Below are 2,575 nucleotides of genomic sequence, written 5' to 3' on the forward strand. Positions count from 1 at the left end.
CGCTAAATCCACTCTTGTTGTTCTGATGATACTGTAAGTTCACTTTGAGTTTCACCGGTATGAGCTGTAGATGGAGGCTCTACCATCATGAAATGGGTGTCTGGCTCCGCTTTAGGGCAGTGTTCAACACCTTTAGGTACTACATACATATCACCAGCATTTAACACAATATCACCAGTTCTTAATTGCAATGTAAGCTGCCCTTTAAATACGATAAACAGTTCATCTTCTTGATCATGTTTGTGCCAAACGAGTTCGCCACTCCCTTTGGCTATTTTAACCAATTGACCATTCGATTCAGCGATGATTTTTGGAGTCCACTCTTCCGTAAACAATTTAAATTTATCACCAATATTTATTTTATGCATAGAACTCTACTTAGCGACGAAGGAGCGCAAACCTGCTGTTTTGCGTCCCTTTTGGTTAAAGCGTTTGTTATACGTAATTTACGCCTTACTTGAATATTTGATTTTTACCTTTCAGGGTAAACATCTCTCCAATGACTAATTCTTCATCAGTAAGCTCATATGGAACAAAAACAGTTACAGAGTAACCACTTACATGATCCAAATCGACAGCAATAGCATCTGAGCCCTTAATTTTGACATCATACGCTAGCGAGGAAGCAATAATATCTTGGGCCTGAGCCGACTGAATATAATGATTTTTTAAAAGCTCAATTAGGTCTGATGAACTTGGCCTTTCATTTTCAAGCTGCGCAGATAAACTAACTTGCTCGCCATTAGGCTTCATGACTTCTCCGAAAGGGAAAAATTCTTCACTTTCGAGAAGAAACTGCTGCGCTAAAGGCAGCACCGAATCAAACAGCTTTTGAGTATCAATTTTCCCTTGTTCCATATTACTTCCATGGCTATTTAGCGAAATGAACAGAAATACTGCGCCAAATGATAATTTCATGATTACGTATAACGCTTGCCTAACCGGCGTAAAATAGCTGGCTAAAATTAGCGACGAAGGAGCGCAGCCTGCTGTTTTGCGTCCTTTGGTTTAGTCACTTGTTATATTTATTGATATTTACCCACAAACTTAGTTTGTTGACTATGTGTCGATAAATTTTTTGATGCCCACACTTTATATTTTTCGGTGTTAGCTGGCTTGTTCCATTCTTTTTGGTTATGGAAGTTCCATACGTACTGTTCCATGAATCCAGCTTTGTATACAGAGTAAAGCTCGCTAGCATAAACGTCTTTATAAGCACTTTTATCAGGTTCATTCTCATACATTTGAGCCATAATTGTTCTTGCTGTAACTTCACAAGAAATTGGGAAATTACTATATGAAGCACGTTCATTTTGAATGCAAGTGCCTAAACCAAAACTGAAACCAAACCATAGAGACCTCTCGGCTTTTGTAAGCTCTGGATGTGCATTTAAATTAACACCAAACTGAAGACTATCAGGTTTAGGCTGAGTCGATTTACAACTAATTAAAAATAAACAAAATATAACTAATACTAAATTCTTCAAAAATGTGCTCCATGCTAAATAAATATAACTTTTAACATATGGGGATTTTGCGAGCGCTTTTGGCCGAAGGCCAGCGAGTAAAATTCCCACCATGATGTTTTTGTTAGCTGCCTGCTCTTGGGCGCACCAACTTAAAAAATACTATACCTATTACACCACTAATAGCCATGCAGTATAAATAAAAAGACTTTGCTGATACCAAGTAAAAACAAAATGCAGGTAATACGCTAAATAGGACGATACTAAAATATGAAGCGAAGCCTCGACGAACTGCAAAATGAAATGCTGGAACTAAAAGCACCACACCAATTAGAGCGCTGGAAATTGAAAGCAAAACACCTAACTGTATAAAAAAGTAAACTCCAGTCCAATCGATTACAGTACGATTATATTGCAAGCTAAAAAGAAGAATTATAAATAGAGGGAGACCAACAACAAAATTGGCTTTTAAAAAGCTGGCAATTGACGATTTTGTCATGGCATTCCTAAGGCAGCTAACGCCTTGCTAAGAGGCAAAAAATTGTTTGCTAAAATGTTTGAGGTACGAAAAACAGCAAACTGTTTTTTGTCCTTTTGAGCAACTTATAGTTCGACCAAGCCACTTAATTTAAAAGTAACTGACTATTATATTAAGTGGAATATGCTTCTGTTGGTTACGAATATTGAATGACGAACATCCAATGTTTTTAACAAGACGTTCGAGCCAACAGAGCACCTCGATTTCAAAACGCATACTCAGGGATTGCCGACCAAGACTATCTATAAGACCTGCGAGAAACGAGATTTAAGCACATTCCGTCCTTAACTTTAACCGTAGGCGCTATAAAATGAAAGCATATAACGTTGATAATTTTGCGGCACTCATTGGCATTGATTGGGCCGATAAAAAACATGATATTTGTGAGCATCCAACAAGCACTAATAAATATCATTACACCGTAGTTAAACACAGACCTGAAGCGTTGCATGAATGGGCTATGGATATTAAACAGCGTTATCCAGACCAGAAAATAGCGATTGTTTGCGAACTTAAAAAAGGCCCGCTTATTTATGCATTAGCTAAATACGACTACCTTACTTTATTCACC

General features: G+C 37.6%; 4 protein-coding genes and 1 pseudogene. 1 reads left to right on the forward strand and 4 read right to left on the reverse strand.

Going from position 1 to position 2,575, the window contains the following annotated elements; genetic code table 11:
- Positions 1-2: 2 nt before the first annotated feature.
- The 4 genes from AC27I2_RS19590 to AC27I2_RS19605 form a co-directional block, all read right to left on the reverse strand.
- Entirely contained in the window at positions 3-368 is a 366-nt protein-coding gene (locus AC27I2_RS19590) for a cupin domain-containing protein (protein WP_487205250.1), read from the reverse strand.
- A gap of 85 nt (positions 369-453) precedes the next feature.
- The gene (locus AC27I2_RS19595) at positions 454-858 is read right to left on the reverse strand and encodes a hypothetical protein (protein WP_487205251.1); all 405 of its coding nucleotides are present in this window, start codon (positions 856-858) and stop codon (positions 454-456) included.
- Positions 859-1,025: 167 nt separating this feature from the next.
- Positions 1,026-1,487 carry a hypothetical protein gene (locus AC27I2_RS19600; protein ID WP_487205252.1) on the reverse strand — a complete coding sequence of 154 codons (462 nt, stop codon included), beginning with the start codon at positions 1,485-1,487 and terminating at the stop codon, positions 1,026-1,028.
- A 103-nt stretch (positions 1,488-1,590) separates the two neighbouring features.
- Entirely contained in the window at positions 1,591-1,965 is a 375-nt protein-coding gene (locus tag AC27I2_RS19605) for a hypothetical protein (protein ID WP_487205253.1), read from the reverse strand.
- 349 nt (positions 1,966-2,314) lie between these two features.
- Here AC27I2_RS19605 and AC27I2_RS19610 point away from each other — a divergent pair.
- Positions 2,315-2,575: pseudogene (locus AC27I2_RS19610) on the forward strand (IS110 family transposase); the annotation flags it as partial.

The sequence above is a fragment of the Pseudoalteromonas sp. NH0006-46 genome (genome assembly GCF_057547735.1).